Origin of the sequence: Enterococcus sp. DIV1758, from assembly GCF_051711985.1 — a bacterium.
Taxonomy (GTDB): Bacteria; Bacillota; Bacilli; order Lactobacillales; family Enterococcaceae; genus Enterococcus; species Enterococcus faecalis.
Genome location: NZ_JBIOOA010000001.1, coordinates 2,135,126 through 2,150,751, shown reverse-complemented (window position 1 = coordinate 2,150,751; position 15,626 = coordinate 2,135,126). Strand labels below are relative to the sequence as shown.

General features: G+C 38.1%; 16 protein-coding genes. All 16 read left to right on the top strand.

Translation table 11 applies throughout. The features are described 5' to 3' along the window. Window positions 1–15: 15 nt before the first annotated feature. The 16 genes from IGJ52_RS10340 to atpA all read left to right on the top strand — a co-directional run bounded on the left by IGJ52_RS10340 (window position 16) and on the right by atpA (window position 15,622). Complete coding sequence (locus IGJ52_RS10340) at window positions 16–1,563, top strand: glucosaminidase domain-containing protein (protein ID WP_438792076.1); 1,548 nt, start codon at window positions 16–18, stop codon at window positions 1,561–1,563. Window positions 1,564–1,781: 218 nt separating this feature from the next. Next, the gene (locus tag IGJ52_RS10335; RefSeq protein ID WP_002367164.1) at window positions 1,782–2,192 is read left to right on the top strand and encodes a GtrA family protein; all 411 of its coding nucleotides are present in this window, start codon (window positions 1,782–1,784) and stop codon (window positions 2,190–2,192) included. 77 nt (window positions 2,193–2,269) lie between these two features. Continuing rightward, the gene (locus tag IGJ52_RS10330) at window positions 2,270–3,754 is read left to right on the top strand and encodes a nicotinate phosphoribosyltransferase (RefSeq protein WP_002356538.1); all 1,485 of its coding nucleotides are present in this window, start codon (window positions 2,270–2,272) and stop codon (window positions 3,752–3,754) included. A 2-nt stretch (window positions 3,755–3,756) separates the two neighbouring features. Then, the gene (gene nadE / locus IGJ52_RS10325) at window positions 3,757–4,584 is read left to right on the top strand and encodes an ammonia-dependent NAD(+) synthetase (RefSeq protein ID WP_002367161.1); all 828 of its coding nucleotides are present in this window, start codon (window positions 3,757–3,759) and stop codon (window positions 4,582–4,584) included. A 324-nt stretch (window positions 4,585–4,908) separates the two neighbouring features. Next, window positions 4,909–6,738 carry a heavy metal translocating P-type ATPase gene (locus IGJ52_RS10320; RefSeq protein ID WP_002367160.1) on the top strand — a complete coding sequence of 610 codons (1,830 nt, stop codon included), beginning with the start codon at window positions 4,909–4,911 and terminating at the stop codon, window positions 6,736–6,738. 91 nt (window positions 6,739–6,829) lie between these two features. Beyond that, window positions 6,830–7,114 (top strand): (4Fe-4S)-binding protein, encoded by a 285-nt coding sequence (locus IGJ52_RS10315; protein ID WP_002382645.1) that lies wholly within the window; start codon window positions 6,830–6,832, stop codon window positions 7,112–7,114. Continuing rightward, window positions 7,104–7,379, top strand: coding sequence for a GNAT family N-acetyltransferase (locus tag IGJ52_RS10310; RefSeq protein ID WP_002356545.1), 276 nt, complete (start codon window positions 7,104–7,106; stop codon window positions 7,377–7,379). The genes IGJ52_RS10315 and IGJ52_RS10310 overlap by 11 nt, the downstream gene beginning before the upstream one ends. Before the next feature lie 167 nt (window positions 7,380–7,546). Beyond that, complete coding sequence (secG, locus tag IGJ52_RS10305) at window positions 7,547–7,783, top strand: preprotein translocase subunit SecG (protein WP_002356546.1); 237 nt, start codon at window positions 7,547–7,549, stop codon at window positions 7,781–7,783. Window positions 7,784–7,928: 145 nt separating this feature from the next. Further along, the gene (locus tag IGJ52_RS10300) at window positions 7,929–8,702 is read left to right on the top strand and encodes an alpha/beta hydrolase (protein ID WP_002384145.1); all 774 of its coding nucleotides are present in this window, start codon (window positions 7,929–7,931) and stop codon (window positions 8,700–8,702) included. Next, complete coding sequence (gene rnr / locus IGJ52_RS10295; RefSeq protein ID WP_048941796.1) at window positions 8,702–11,071, top strand: ribonuclease R; 2,370 nt, start codon at window positions 8,702–8,704, stop codon at window positions 11,069–11,071. The genes IGJ52_RS10300 and rnr overlap by 1 nt, the downstream gene beginning before the upstream one ends. Before the next feature lie 12 nt (window positions 11,072–11,083). Then, window positions 11,084–11,548, top strand: a complete 465-nt coding sequence (gene smpB / locus IGJ52_RS10290; RefSeq protein WP_002356550.1) for an SsrA-binding protein SmpB — start codon at window positions 11,084–11,086, stop codon at window positions 11,546–11,548. A gap of 302 nt (window positions 11,549–11,850) precedes the next feature. Next, on the top strand, window positions 11,851–12,570 hold the full coding sequence (atpB, locus tag IGJ52_RS10285) for a F0F1 ATP synthase subunit A (protein ID WP_002356551.1): 720 nt from the start codon (window positions 11,851–11,853) through the stop codon (window positions 12,568–12,570). A 48-nt stretch (window positions 12,571–12,618) separates the two neighbouring features. Further along, on the top strand, window positions 12,619–12,840 hold the full coding sequence (gene atpE, locus IGJ52_RS10280; RefSeq protein ID WP_002356552.1) for an ATP synthase F0 subunit C: 222 nt from the start codon (window positions 12,619–12,621) through the stop codon (window positions 12,838–12,840). Between the two features lie 137 nt (window positions 12,841–12,977). Then, a complete protein-coding gene (gene atpF, locus IGJ52_RS10275; protein WP_002365031.1) occupies window positions 12,978–13,508 on the top strand; it encodes a F0F1 ATP synthase subunit B in 531 nt (176 codons plus the stop codon). Further along, window positions 13,495–14,037 carry an ATP synthase F1 subunit delta gene (gene atpH, locus IGJ52_RS10270; RefSeq protein ID WP_002356554.1) on the top strand — a complete coding sequence of 181 codons (543 nt, stop codon included), beginning with the start codon at window positions 13,495–13,497 and terminating at the stop codon, window positions 14,035–14,037. Before atpF ends, atpH begins: the two co-directional genes overlap by 14 nt. Window positions 14,038–14,065: 28 nt before the next feature. Then, window positions 14,066–15,622 carry a F0F1 ATP synthase subunit alpha gene (gene atpA, locus IGJ52_RS10265; protein ID WP_002356555.1) on the top strand — a complete coding sequence of 519 codons (1,557 nt, stop codon included), beginning with the start codon at window positions 14,066–14,068 and terminating at the stop codon, window positions 15,620–15,622. The last annotated feature ends 4 nt before the right edge of the window (window positions 15,623–15,626 follow it).

Genomic DNA, 15,626 nt, shown 5'->3' with positions numbered 1-15,626 from the left:
TGAAGGAGAAATGCGATGAAAAAAAGAAAGGCAAGATATTTGAAGTTGGTATGTCTTGGAGTCTTAGGGACTTATGCGGGCGCCAGTTACTACAATTCGGAACCATTAATCGCTCAAGAGGAGACCGAAACGAGTCACGAAAGCCGACAGCTAGTACTGGAAGAAAAAAGAGCGGACCAAGTCAATCAAGACCAAGGAACTCTTACTTCTTCAACGCTGAACGAAACAGTAATAAGTTCGTCTGAACAACAAGAAAGTTCAATACAAAATGACAGCGGTGACCATCAGGAAAATAATATGGAACCTTCAGAATCTGAAAATAGTTTACCGCCACAAGAAAAGCCAATTGCTAGTACTAAACCAACCGAATCGTTACAAAGTGAGCAACCAGCGTCTGAAGAGCGTAAAGCACTCACTGAAAAGCCGCCTCATAATCAGGAACCACAAAATTCTACATTAACTGAAAAGACCAAAGAGCCGTTGGTACATTCAGAGATAGACAATAGTCAAGAAAAGGAAAAGCAAGCAGGAATTCAACAACAAGCCGAGGCAAATTTTGTTGTCCAAGAGAATGCTTCTACTTCTGAGTTTATTAGAAAAATCGGTGAAGAAGCACGAGTTATTGGTCAGCGGTATGATCTATACGCTTCTGTCATGATAGCTCAAGCTATTTTAGAAAGTGGCTCGGGCAATAGTGCGTTAGCCGCGCCGCCTAATTATAATTTGTTTGGCATTAAAGGCGCTTATCAAGGTCAAAGTGTCAGCTTTCCCACACAAGAAGATGATGGTAAAGGGAAGATGACCACCATTCATGCCGATTTTCGTCAGTATCCTTCCTATAAAGAGTCATTAACAGACTATAGTAAATTAATCATCAATGGGCTGGCGGGTAATCCAACTTTTTATCACGGCGTTTTGAAAGCAAACACGACGAATTATCAGCAGGCAACAAAATTTTTAACAGGTCGTTATGCAACGGATACATATTACGATAAAAAATTAAACGCGTTGATTGAAACCTATCAATTAACTGAATACGATCAAGAAAAGAAGAAACCAGTAGTGACTAATTTGGCAGAAGAAAAGAAACCTTCGTTTGATAAGGAAGCAGTCAAAGAACAGCTAAAAAAAGAAGCAGTCATCTATGAAGTAAGCAAAGGAGATTCTCTCGCCACCATTAGCCAGACGTTTGGTGTGTCAGCAACAGCCATTTTAAAACAAAATTTAAAGACTCAAGAAATGTTTTATATTGGCCAAAAAATCACGATTCCTCAGCATACAGCGGCGACTTCTCTAGAACCGAAAGAACAAGCGTTACTTCAATCACTAATAATCAGTAAATCGGTGACTAATGCTTTGGAAACAGCAGAGCAATCAAATGGTACAGCGAATGACTCAAAAACAGAGTCTACTGAGTATTATGAAGTAAAAAGAGGAGAGACACTCGCAAAAATTGCTAAAAAAACGGGCTATTCCTTAAACGCACTCAAGCAGGAAAATGACTTAACGTATTCTGTATTAACCGAAGGACAAACGATAGCACTTCCTAAGCTAAAGGACTAATGCTGATTTAACTTATTGGTCGATGGAGTCATATATTATTAGACGAAGAGAAGAGGAGAAGTTCATCCATGGATGAACTTCTCCTCTTCTCTTACTATGTTTTTCATAAATACCTTAATAAATAGTAAAATTAGCAAGAGAATTGTGTCTTTACACAAAATAGATAGGTTTTCTTGCCGAAGTTTGATAAAATGATTAGTTGAAAGGATGCGTGAAAATTGAAAGAATTATTTCGTAAATACCGAGAAGTACTGGCTTATTTATTTTTTGGTGGTGCAACGACGGTCGTCAACTTAGTTGTGTTTTTTGTTTGTCAAAACGTGTTAGGGCTGGATTACAAGATAAGTAACGCAATTAGTTGGTTTTTATCTGTTCTATTTGCCTTTTTCACGAATAAATATTGGGTATTCGCAAGTAAGCATGAAAGCATAGCTGGTTTTTTTAAAGAAATGGGCTTATTTTATTGGTACCGAATTTTATCTTTTGTGGCTGATATGGGTTTAATGATTCTCCTAATTGATGGCATTCATTTTTCATCGTTTTGGGCGAAAATGATTACACAAGTTGTAGTAGTGATTTTAAATTATTTCTTCAGTAAATTTTTCATTTTTAAAGAAAAAGAGGTCTAAGCAGATTTTAGGCTAAAAAAAATTTTTTTGTTATAATATAAACAAGTTTTTAATACAAAGAATAGAGGTAGAAAACGATGGACTATACATATGCAGATGATAGTTTGACATTGCATACAGATATGTATCAAATCAATATGATGCAAACATACTGGGAATTAGGGAGAGCAGATTTACATGCTGTTTTTGAATGTTACTTTAGAGAGATGCCTTTTAATCATGGCTACGCAATTTTTGCAGGTTTAGAACGTTTAGTCAATTATCTCGAAAATTTAACGTTCACAGAATCTGATATTGCATATCTCCGAGAAGTTGAAGAATATCCAGAAGATTTCTTGACGTATTTAGCAAATTTTGAATTTAAATGTACTGTACGCTCTGCTTTAGAAGGGGATTTGGTTTTTAATAACGAACCGTTAATTCAAATTGAAGGTCCTTTGGCACAATGTCAATTGGTAGAAACTGCCTTGCTAAATATGGTGAATTTCCAAACATTAATTGCGACAAAAGCGGCTCGAATTAAATCTGTGATTGGCGATGATCCTTTATTGGAATTTGGAACACGCCGGGCACAAGAATTAGATGCTGCCATTTGGGGCACAAGAGCCGCCTATATTGGTGGGGCGGACGCGACAAGTAATGTTCGTGCTGGTAAAATTTTTGGTATTCCGGTTAGTGGGACTCATGCCCATTCATTGGTTCAGTCGTATGGAAATGATTATGAGGCATTCATGGCGTATGCCAAAACACATCGGGATTGCGTTTTCCTTGTTGATACGTATGATACTTTGAAAGCGGGAGTGCCAAGCGCAATTAGAGTAGCTCGAGAAATGGGGGATAAAATTAATTTCCTAGGTGTGCGGATTGATAGTGGCGATATGGCTTATATTTCTAAACGAGTTCGTGAACAACTGGACGAAGCTGGCTTTACTGAAGCAAAAATTTATGCATCGAACGATTTAGATGAAAATACGATTTTGAATCTAAAAATGCAAAAATCAAAAATTGATGTATGGGGCGTGGGTACCAAGCTGATTACGGCCTATGATCAACCGGCTTTAGGAGCGGTGTTTAAATTAGTTTCAATTGAAGGTGAAGATGGTCAAATGAAAGATACCATTAAACTATCTAGCAATGCTGAAAAAGTGACAACACCAGGAAAAAAACAAGTTTGGCGTATTACACGTAAATCTGATAAAAAGTCAGAAGGGGACTATGTGACACTTTGGAACGAAGATCCTCGCCAAGAAGAAGAAATTTATATGTTCCATCCCGTTCATACCTTTATTAATAAGTATGTCCGTGATTTTGAAGCACGGCCAGTACTCCAAGATATTTTCGTTGAAGGAAAACGTGTGTACGAATTACCAACTTTAGATGAAATTAAACAATATGCAAAAGAAAATTTAGATTCACTTTGGGAAGAATACAAGCGGGACTTGAATCCGCAAAAATATCCAGTGGACCTTTCAACAGATTGTTGGAACCACAAAATGAATTTATTGGAAAAAGTGCGTAAAGACGTTAAACATTTAACGGAAACGGTGAATAAGGAGGCCTAGAAATGACAACACTTCAAGAAAAAATCATTCAAGAGTTAGGTGTTTTACCGACAATTGATCCAAAAGAAGAAGTTCGTAAAAGTATTGATTTTCTGAAAGCTTATTTAACTAAACATCCTTTTTTAAAAACCTTTGTCTTGGGAATTAGTGGCGGACAAGATTCAACATTAGCTGGACGCTTAGCACAATTAGCGATGACCGAAATGCGCGAAGAAACAGGAGATATGTCGTATCAATTTATTGCGATTCGCCTTCCTTACGGTGAGCAAGCAGATGAAGCTGATGCACAAGCCGCGCTTGCCTTTATCCAGCCAGATGTTTCTTTACGAGTGGATATTAAACCAGCAGTGGATGCAATGGTTGGTTCGCTAGAAAACGCTGGTGTTCAAATTAGCGATTTTAATAAAGGGAACATGAAAGCACGTCAACGTATGATTACACAATATGCAGTAGCTGGCGAAAATGCTGGCGCAGTAATTGGCACAGACCACGCAGCCGAAAATGTGACAGCTTTCTTCACCAAATATGGCGATGGCGGAGCGGATATTTTACCGTTATTTCGTTTAAATAAGCGCCAAGGAAAAGCTTTGCTGAAAGAACTTGGGGCACCAGAAGCTTTGTATCTAAAAATACCAACAGCTGATCTAGAAGATGACAAACCGTTAGTTGCAGATGAAGTTGCCTTAGGTGTCACGTATGATGCCATTGATGATTATTTGGAAGGCAAAAAAGTCTCGGAAGCAGATCAACAAACAATTGAAAACTGGTATAAAAAAGGACAACACAAACGGCATTTACCCATTACAATTTTTGATGATTTTTGGAAATAAAAACACAGACCATCGGCGAATGAACGATGGTCTGTGTTTTTTTTTACATAACTACTTTTAGAAAGTAAACAAGCCTAGAACAAAAATCACTTTGGATTTTTGCTCCAGGCTCAAAACCTGATAAATGGCGGAAACAGAACCAACTCCTTCGGAAATACGCCGAAATTCTCCAAAAATTAAAGAGCAATTTTCGGAAATTTCTTCTTATTTCTCGGAGCTAAACGGTTCTGTCCCGACCTCTATTCTATGATAATGAAAGTCGTTTTCATTTAGGCGTTTTCACTTTCTTTTTCAAAACAGAAAAGGTACGCTCAATAATGTAAAGTGAATGATAGGAGAGAAAAAGAGATGAAGCATGTAACAAAATTGGGGATTACAATTATAACAGGAGTTTTGGCATTATTATTTGAATTTATTTTACATCAGCCGAATTGGGCGTATGGCATTATTTTAATAACAGGTTCTGTAATGGCGTTAATGATGTTCTGGGAAATGATTCAAACCTTACGTGAAGGAAAATATGGTGTCGATATTTTAGCGATTACCGCTATCGTCGCGACCTTAGCTGTGGGAGAATACTGGGCCAGTTTGATGATTTTAATTATGTTGACTGGTGGTGATTCATTAGAAGACTATGCCGCTGGAAAAGCTAACCAAGAGCTGAAGTCATTATTGGATAACTCGCCACAAAAAGCTCATCGCTTGAATGGCGAAAATTTAGAAGATGTTTCTGTTGAGGAAATCAATGTTGGCGATGAATTAGTAGTAAAACCAGGGGAACTAGTTCCAGTTGATGGCTTGGTAAAAACCGGGACATCAACAGTCGATGAATCTTCATTAACAGGAGAATCAAAACCAATTGAAAAAAATCCTGGGGATGAATTAATGTCGGGTTCCGTCAATGGTGATGGCTCTTTGAAAATGGTTGCTGAAAAAACTGTAGCCGACAGTCAATATCAAACGATTGTGAACTTAGTGAAAGAATCTGCGGCACGTCCAGCTCATTTTGTACGTTTAGCAGACCGCTATGCGGTACCTTTTACACTAGTTGCCTACCTAATTGCAGGTGTTGCTTGGTTTGTTTCAAAAAGTCCGACACGTTTTGCGGAAGTTTTAGTTGTTGCTTCGCCGTGTCCTTTGATTCTATCTGCCCCAATTGCTTTAGTGGCAGGGATGGGTCGTTCAAGTCGTCATGGGGTCGTTATTAAATCGGGAACGATGGTCGAAAAATTAGCTTCTGCAAAAACGATTGCGTTTGATAAAACAGGCACGATTACGCAAGGACAACTTTCTGTTGATCAAGTCCAACCAATCAATGCTGAAATAACTGCTGCTGAATTAGTGGGATTGGCAGCAAGCGTGGAACAAGAATCAAGTCATATTTTAGCTAGATCAATTGTTGCTTATGCCAGAAAGCAAGATGTTCCATTAAAAAATATTACAGATTTAGCGGAAGTTTCTGGTGCTGGCGTGAAGGCATTTGTGGATGGTGCTGAGATACGGGTAGGTAAAAAGAATTTTGTGACACAAGAGTCTCAAGCAACTGAAAAAATTGATAAAACGACTATTCATATTTCACGTAATGGCACATATTTAGGCCGAATTACTTTTACAGACACTGTACGCCCAGAAGCAAAAGAGACTATGGAAAAATTACACCAATTACATCTTCAACGAATTTTAATGCTGACGGGGGATCAAGAATCCGTCGCAGAAACGATTGCTGCAGAAGTAGGAATTACCGAAGTACATGGGGAATGTTTACCACAAGATAAATTAACTATTCTAAAAGAATTGCCCAAAGAAAACCATCCAGTCATCATGGTAGGAGATGGTGTAAATGATGCACCTTCGCTTGCCGCTGCAGACGTAGGTATTGCTATGGGCGCTCATGGAGCTACTGCGGCTAGTGAAACTGCTGACGTTGTTATTTTAAAAGATGACTTAAGTAAAGTCAGCCAAGCGGTCGAAATTGCCCAAGATACCATGAAAATTGCCAAACAATCTGTATTAATCGGAATTTTTATCTGCGTTTTACTAATGTTAATTGCTAGTACCGGGATCATTCCGGCGCTAATCGGGGCTATGCTACAAGAAGTTGTGGACACTGTGTCAATCTTATCTGCTTTGCGAGCTCGTCGAATTGGCAAGTAAGGTGGAACAATTAATTGCCTGAATGTCCAGCTTAGTGGTAAAATAAAGGTACGTTTTTAATATTAATAAGTTACAGGGGAGAGATTGTGCAATGGAAGGAAACCAAATAGATGGGCAACCAGTCACGGAAGAACAACTATTAAAAGAAGGCTACCGTAAATATACTGGGGAAGGAATTGATATCTTTTATAATAAAGATATTTGTGAACATATTGGTAATTGTGTTCGCGGAAATCCAGAAGTCTTTGAAGTTGGTCGGAAACCATGGATTATTCCAGATAACGGAAGTGTTGAAAATGACATGATTGTGGTAGATTCATGTCCAAGTGGTGCTCTAAAATATATTCGGAAAGCAGGGAACGAATATGCAAATTAAAGAAGAAAACAATCGTTTTGCTCTATATAACGATGAAAACCAAGAAATTGGTGAAATGACTTGGTCAGATGCTGGCGAAAGCATGATGATTATTGATCATACGTTTGTTGATCCAACTTATCGTGGACAAAAATTAGCTGAAAAACTTGTTTTAGCCGGTGTTGAAAAAGCGAGAAAAGAGCATAAAAAAATTATTCCGCTATGTCCATTTGCCAAAAAAGAATTTGATACTAAACCTGAATACGGAGACGTATTGAGAAAATAAAAAATAAGTTAGCAACAGCCGCAAGTAGAAATCTGATTCCTACTTGCGGCTGTTGCTATTAGAGACAAATAAGGAAAGACATTAAATTTCACTGGTGTTTACAGATAAAATATGCTACATTAAAGTAGATGAATTTCGCATATTTGTATAAAAAGGAGAATTAACGCATGTATAATCTAATCTTAACGTTGGTCATCATTTTATCTGTTTTAATCGTCATTACTGTTATGATGCAACCAAGCAAACAAAACAGTGCAGCAAGTGCCTTCACTGGCGGTGCAGATAAATTATTTGGGAAGCAAAAAGCGCGCGGCTTTGAAGCTGTTATGCAACGCTCAACAGCAGTTCTTGGCGCAATTTGGATGATTTTATTATTTGTTTTGGCGTTCTTATCTTCAAAATAAGTACGTAATCTTTTAAAATGACAAGTTTAGAACAGAGAGATGAGTGCGAACACTTATTTTTCTGTTCTTTTTCTTTCTGAAAAAGTCTTTGAAACTTATCATTTCGGAAGGTTTTCTTTTGAGAATATGATAGAATGAAGCTGAGGTGAGCGAAGTGGCAAAAAAAATCAATTTACCGAAGCCGTTATTTTCAGAAAAAGGAAAACGGGCGGTCCTTTTATTACACGCTTATTCTGGCAGCAGTAATGATGTACGGATGTTAAGCAGACGTTTAGAAAAAGAAAATTATACTGTCTATTCGCCTAATTTTTCAGGACATGGCACGCTAGTTCCTGAAGATATTTTAGATCAAACAACGGAACAATGGTGGCAAGATACACAAGAAGCAGTCGCTTTTTTGAGAGAAAGAGGCTACCAAGAAATTGCCATTTTTGGTTTATCAATGGGCGGGATTTTCAGTATGCATGCATTAACGGAACAATTAACAGGATTAATTGGTGGTGGATTTTTCTGTTCACCGATCTACCCTGTCGAAAATAAAGTACCAGAAAATTTTGTATTATACGCAGAAAACGTGATGAAAATCGCAGAAGTTCCTGCAGAGGAACAACAAAGCCGGTTGCAATCGATTGAGCAACGAGTCAAACAACAATTAGGAGCGATTGAAACAATTGCTAGTCAGACGGCAGACAAACTAAACAAAATCCACGCACCTCTTTTCTTAGCGCAAGCTGGCAAAGATGAAATGATTGAGCCAATGGGCGTCTATCAAACGGCCCAAGCGCTAACACAAGCACGTGTGACCTTACAATGGTACCCAAACAGCGGACATGTCATTACGGTGAGTGGAGAACACAAACAATTAGAGCAAGATGTGGTGCAATTTTTAGCAACACTACCTTGGAATGAGGAGAAATAATGACAAAACAAACAATTAAAGAGCAAATTTTACATTTCATGGAAAGCAAAAAAAAGAAAAGCTTTTCAATGGAAGAAATTGCACAAGGCTTGAATTTAGAAAAAAGTTCAGATTTTAAAATTTTAGTGCAAACCATTGCACAAATGGAACGAGAAAAGTCAGTTAGTTTCAACAAAAAAGGCAAAGTCCTGTTACCAATGAAAGACTTATTAATAGAAGGAACGTTTCGTGCAAATGAACGAGGCTTTGGTTTCGTGACCATCGATCCTGAAGAACCAGATGTTTATATTCCTAAAGAGGCAACGAACTTTGCAATGGATGGGGACACGGTTTTAATCGACGTGATCCAACATGCGGATCCTTTTTCAGATCGCGGAGCAGAAGGTAAAGTCAAAGAAATTAAAGAGCGAGCAGTGAGCCAAGTTGTCGGAGAATTTGTGGCATATAGTGAAGAAGAAATGGCAGAAATGGGACTGTATGGCTACATGATTCCCAAAGATAAGAAATTGAATCAGTATACTGTATCGATTGCACCTGAAGGGATTAAGCCAGTAGATGGTAGCATTGTCATTGCTGAAATTACCTATTATCCAGATCAAGAATATCCAACGAGTATGGAAGGACTAGTCAAACAAGTGATTGGTCATAAAAATGATCCAGGAATGGATATTTTATCAATCGTAGTGGCTCATGGAATTCCCACAGCATTTCCTGATGAAGTTTTAGCTGAAGCGGACCAAGTACCAGAAACTATTGCAGAAAGCGATTTAGTCGGTCGTCGGGATTTACGTGATCAGTTGATTGTGACGATTGATGGAGAAGATGCGAAAGATTTAGATGATGCAGTAACGGTACAAAAGTTAGCGAATGGCAATTTCTTTTTAGGGGTGCATATTGCAGATGTTTCTTATTATGTAACTGAAGGAAGTCAATTGGATATGGAAGCGTATGAACGTGGCACAAGTGTCTATTTGACAGACCGAGTTGTGCCAATGATTCCGCAGCGATTATCAAATGGGATTTGTTCGCTTAACCCACATGTTCCACGTTTAACCATGAGTTGTGAGATGGAAATTACACCAGAAGGAGAAGTTATTTCGCATGAAATTTTCCAAAGTGTAATCCAAACAACGGAGCGAATGACCTATACAGCAGTCAATGAAATTTTAGAAGAGCAAAAACCTGAAACGTTAGAACGCTACAAAGAGCTAGTTCCCATGTTTAAAGAGATGGGCGAGCTGCACCACATATTAGAAGAGATGCGTATGCGCCGTGGTGCGATTTCTTTTGAAGATCGCGAAGCCAAAGTCCTAGTTGATGAAAATGGTCATCCCCAAGATATTCTTTTACGCACGCGTGGCGTGGGTGAACGATTAATTGAATCCTTTATGTTGGCAGCCAATGAAACTGTGGCGCGTCATTATCATGACTTAAAACTGCCATTCATTTATCGGATTCATGAACAACCAAAAGAAGAAAAAATGCAACGTTTTTTTGATTTTGCTGCAGTACTTGGCATTCTTGTTAAAGGAACAAAAGAAAACATTTCACCGAAAGATTTACAAAAAGTTTTAGAGCAAGTTGAAAATAAGCCGGAAGAAGTGGTTATCAATACGATGTTGCTAAGAAGTATGCAACAAGCGAAATACTCAGAAGACAACTACGGACACTATGGGTTGGCTGCTGAATATTATACGCATTTTACTTCACCAATACGTCGTTATCCAGATTTAATTGTGCATCGTTTGATTCGCAGCTATAGCCAAGATCAATCTGAAAAAAATCAAGAAAAATGGAACGAAGCATTACCAGAAATTGCCAATCATAGTTCAAGTATGGAACGTCGCGCAGTTGATGCAGAGCGTGAAGTGGACGCTATGAAGAAAGCCGAATTTATGGTAGATAAAGTGGGAGAAACGTATGACGGGATCATCAGCTCTGTCACAAAATTTGGTATCTTTGTGGAACTGCCTAATACAATAGAAGGCTTAATTCACGTGAACAACTTAAAACAAGATTATTTCCACTTTATTGAAAATCATATGGCGTTAGTTGGTGAACGGACGGGAATGACTTTGAAAATTGGTCAGAAAGTTCAAATCCGTGTTGAAAAAGCTGATCCAGAAACAAGAGAAGTTGATTTTGAATTGATTTCAGCTGAGGAAGTTGCGCCAGTCGAAGGACCAAAAGGACGTAAAAAAGGTAAAGCCAATTCTTCAACTCGTTCAAATAATCAACGAAGAAATAAAAAAGATGAATCATTTGATGGTAAGAAAAAGAAAAATAAGAAAAAAGGCAAAGGCAAAAAACAACCTTTTTATAAAGAAGCAATGAAACAAAAAAATAAAAAAGGGAAAAAGAAGAAGTAGAGGAGGTCGCTTATGCCAAAAGGGGAAGGAAAATTAATCGCACAAAACCGCAAAGCTAGACATGATTATTCAATTATCGATACGGTTGAGGCTGGGCTTGTTTTACAAGGAACAGAAATCAAATCTATTCGAAATGGTCGTATCAATTTAAAAGATGGTTTTGCACGAATTCGAAACGGGGAAGCCTTTTTGTATAATGTTCATATTAGTCCATATGAACAGGGCAATATTTTTAATCATGACCCATTACGTACCAGAAAATTATTATTACACAAAAAACAAATTAATAAGTTAATCGGCGAAACCAAAAATACAGGTATCACATTAGTACCTTTGAAGGTCTATATTAAAGACGGCTATGCCAAAGTTTTGATTGGTTTAGCTAAAGGGAAAAAGCAGTACGACAAGCGTGAAGACTTGAAACGTAAGGAAGTTGACCGACAAATCAGCCGAACATTAAAAAATAACCGACGTTAAAAATGTAAATTTATTCTTTTTCGCATATTTGCTTGCCTTTCTTCGGATTAGGTGTAAAATCTGGTAAGTGTTGAGTAAATGAATGTAAATGATTCATTTTTTAATCGCTTCGGAAAGCAGTACCACCCTGCATTAGATTGGTTTATGGAAAAGGTTTTCCAACCAATTTTCAACACATGAAATTTTAAAAGTAAACTATTTGTAAATTATCAACAAGTGGTGGTACGATAGCTTTGCCAGGGATTATCACTCAGGAGTAGGATGAAACTTCTGAAAGATTGTTGGAAAAGAGGTGAATTGATTTGGAAGAGAAGAAATTACTCTTCAATATCGGACCAATTTGGTTTGATGGAACCATTGTTTTGATGGTGCTGTTGACGTGTATCATTGTTTTCGCCTTTGTCTATGCTTGTACGAGAAATATGAAGCTACGACCTAAAGGCAAACAAACGGTCATCGAATGGTTAGTGGATTTTATTCGTGGAATCATTACAGACAATTTACCTCGTAAAGAAGTGAGCAATTTTCATTTAATGGCGTTTACCCTGTTCATGTTTGTACTTGTTTCAAACATCTTGGGTCTCGTTACAAAAATCGTTGTGGGCGACGATCTCAGCGTTTGGAAAAGTCCAACCGCCGATCCAATCGTAACCTTAACGTTAGCGATGATGATGATTGTCTTAACACACTTCTTTGGTATGAAACGCTTTGGTTTTAAAGGCTATCTAGTTAATAGTTATTTAAGACCCGTTGGTTTCTTACTACCGGTAAAATTAATGGAAGAATTCACGAATCTATTAACATTAGGCTTGCGTTTGTACGGAAACATTTTTGCCGGCGAAGTTCTATTGGGCTTAATTGCTGGAACCGTAGCAAGCGTCGGATTATGGGTTATCCCACTAGCAATTCCGCTAGAAATGATTTGGGTAGCATTCTCAATCTTTATTGGATGTATCCAAGCGTTTATCTTTGTGACACTTTCAATGGTTTATATGTCACACAAAATTGAAACAGAAGAATAATCAAGAAATACGAAGGACAAAAATTATCTTTTAGGAGGATTTTACACAATGGAAGGATTAAATTTTATCGCAGCAGCAATTGCAATTTTCGGTTCAGCTATCGGAGCCGCTATCGGTAACGGACAAGTTATTTCAAAAACAATCGAGTCAATGACTCGTCAACCAGAAATGTCTGGTCAATTAAGAACAACAATGTTTATCGGGGTCGCTTTAATCGAAGCTGTGCCAATTTTAGGTGTCGTTGTTTCTTTATTACTTTTATTCAGATAAGCAATAAAATGGAGGCAGGACGCTGATTATTATCGGGACCGTCACTGCTTTCTTCTATCTTTAGCCTTTTCAATAGCTGGTGATAAAGCAGTTGAAGAAGCTAAATCGATTTTTGCAGGAAAGGAAGTTGAGACTTCATGCTACTTACTACATTGGTAGTCGGTGAAACGGCTCCTAGTACCACACTAGGCACGATGATTGTTGTCAGTGGTGCATTTTTAATCTTGATGCTCTTATTAAAGAAATATGCATGGGGAGCAATCGTAGATATTTTGACACAACGTGAAGAAAAAATTGCCAACGATTTAGACTCTGCAGAACAATCTCGCGTAGCAGCAGCGAAAATGGAAAAAGAACGTCAACAACAATTACTTTCTTCCAGATCAGAAGCAGCTGAAATTATTAAAAACGCGAAAGAAAGTGGAGAACAGACTCGCCAAAAAACATTAAAAGAAACAACTGCGGAAGTTACTCGCCTACGCGAAAAAGCTCGGACAGATATTTCTCAAGAACGTGAAGAAGCATTGTCTTCAGTAAAAAATGAAGTGGCAGATCTTTCTCTTCAAATTGCAGCCAAAATTTTAAATAAAGAATTAACACCAGATGCACATGAAGCATTGATTGATTCTTATATTGAAAGTTTAGGTAAAGCAAATGAAACTAGATAAATATACAGTTGGTAAACGCTACGGCAAGGCTTTGTTTGAGTTGGCAGTTGAAAAGAACCAAGCTGAAGCAATTTATCAAGAATTATTGACGCTTCGCGAAGTCTATCACCAAGTACCTGGTATTGGCGATATTTTAAGTGATGATCGCTTAGAACCTTATGAAAAAGACAGCATCATGGAAAAACTAGTAACAGGTTTTAGTGAAATGATGCAAAACTTTTTGCGAGTGGTTTACGAATATCGTCGCATGTATGATCTGCTCTTGATGATTGATGAATATGAACGACGTTATGATGAGCACCAAGGACTAATTTTGGGTTCAGTGACAACAGCCATTCCTTTATCAAAAGAACAACATCAAGCAATGGAAGAAAAAGCTGCCCAATTATTAGGGTATGAACAAGCGCATTTAGTCAATTTAATTGACCCGTCAATTGTCGGCGGAGTGGTTATTGAAGCAAACCATCAAGTAATCGATGGCAGCATCCGCAAACAATTAGAACATATGCAGCAGAAGTTATTAAAATAATCTTTAGGACTACAAAGAGGTGAATTGAATGGCTATCAAAGCAGAAGAAATCAGTGCCTTGATTAAAGAACAAATCGAAAACTATCAACAACAGCTTGCTGTTGAAGAAGTTGGAACAGTCACTTACGTCGGTGACGGAATTGCCCGCGCCCACGGTTTAGAAAATGCCATGAGTGGAGAACTTGTTGAGTTTTCAAACGGTTCATACGGAATGGCACAAAACTTAGAAACAAATGATGTAGGGATTATTATCCTTGGCGATTTTGAAACCATTCGTGAAGGAGATAAAGTACAACGCACAGGCAAAATCATGGAAGTACCCGTTGGGGAAGCTTTGATTGGCCGTGTTGTTAATCCATTAGGTCAACCATTAGATGGTTTAGGCGAAATTAAAACAGACAAAACACGTCCTGTGGAAGCAACAGCTCCCGGTGTTATGCAACGTCAATCTGTTGCTGAACCAATGCAAACTGGTTTAAAAGCCATTGATGCCCTCGTACCAATTGGTCGTGGACAACGGGAATTGGTTATTGGAGACCGTAAAACAGGGAAAACATCGATTGCAATTGATACAATTATTAACCAAAAAGGACAAGATGTAATTTGTATTTATGTAGCGATTGGTCAAAAAGAATCTACTGTTCGTAACCAAGTAGAAACACTTCGTAAATTTGGTGCCTTAGATTATACAATCGTTGTGACTGCAGGGGCTTCACAACCAGCACCATTACTTTACATTGCACCATATGCAGGAACTGCAATGGGTGAAGAATTCATGTATAACGGCAAACATGTCTTAATTATTTTTGATGACTTATCAAAACAAGCCGTGGCTTATCGTGAACTTTCTCTACTATTACGCCGTCCACCAGGTCGTGAAGCTTATCCAGGGGATGTCTTCTATTTACACTCACGTTTATTAGAACGTGCAGCTAAATTAAGTGATGAATTAGGTGGCGGTTCAATGACAGCCTTACCATTCGTTGAAACACAAGCAGGCGATATTTCTGCTTATATTCCAACAAACGTTATTTCAATCACTGATGGACAAATTTTCTTAGAAAGCGACTTGTTCTATGCAGGCACTCGTCCAGCCGTTGATGCTGGGTTATCTGTTTCTCGTGTCGGAGGATCAGCGCAAATCAAAGCAATGAAAAAAGTTGCCGGAACGCTTCGTTTAGACTTAGCTAGTTACCGTGAGTTAGAAGCCTTTACACAATTTGGCTCTGATTTAGATGCGGCAACACAAGCTAAATTAAACCGTGGTCGTCGTACGGTAGAAATTTTAAAACAAAAACTACATGCGCCACTGCCTGTAGAAAAACAAGTCTTAATTTTATATGCGTTAACACACGGCTTTTTAGATAGCGTGAGCGTAGATAAAATTTTACACTTTGAACAAGATTTATTCGATTATTTTGATGGCAAACATGCAGACTTATTGGAAACCATTCGTACTACGAAAGACTTACCAGATACTGATGCATTAGATGCAGCGATTACAGAGTTTTCTGAAATGTTTGCAGCGGCAAACAACAGCGGAGATTCAGCCAAAGAAGCTTTAGAAAAAATCGATAACGCATAAGAGA